Genomic DNA, 697 nt, shown 5'->3' with positions numbered 1-697 from the left:
GTATTGTACAAGTTCTTGGTACTGTGAATTAATAGAAATGTTGTAGATTTGCACTTAATCACCTCAATATTCTTATATTTTTAGAGATTAATTCGCTATTTATACATACTAATATTCTATATATTGATTATATCTTAATATTGATAGGTGATTATATGAATAAACAAAATCGTTTAATAGGAATTTTCTTTGTCATTTTTGGCGCTAGTTTTTGGGGAGTTGGTGGGACAGTCGCGCAGCATCTTTTTCAATCCGGTAATATCGATGTGGATTGGTTTGTGACAACACGACTCTTATTCGGGGGGATTCTCTTGCTAAGTAGCCAATTAGTGAGCAGAAATCGTAAGCAACTTTTTCAAATTTGGAGGGAGACGACCAGTCGGAATCGGTTAATCATTTTTAGTCTTTTCGGCATGTTACTTGTTCAATATTCTTACATGGCTTCCATCGCTCTCGGCAATGCTGCAGTAGCTACATTGCTACAATACTTAGCACCGATTTTCATCATTTTTTATTTCATTGTAAAAGGGATTCAAAAATTAACTCGTTCCGACCTTTTGGCCATTAGTTTGACACTCCTTGGTACTTTTTTATTATTAACGAATGGATCGTTTCATAATTTATCTGTACCCTATTCAGCTGTTATTTGGGGAGTTATTTCAGGACTATCATTAGCTTTTTACACACTCTATGCACG

General features: G+C 34.7%; 1 protein-coding gene. It reads left to right on the top strand.

Annotated elements, in window-relative coordinates; translation table 11 throughout:
- Positions 1 to 155: 155 nt before the first annotated feature.
- Positions 156 to 697: EamA family transporter (locus tag AC1DUW_RS31495; RefSeq protein ID WP_477644535.1), on the top strand; the 542-nt coding region annotated here is incomplete at its 3' end.

Source organism: Peribacillus sp. P4_C12, from assembly GCF_056402095.1.
The sequence above is the reverse complement of the archived record's forward strand: the minus strand, read 5'-3'. Positions and strand labels throughout refer to the sequence as shown.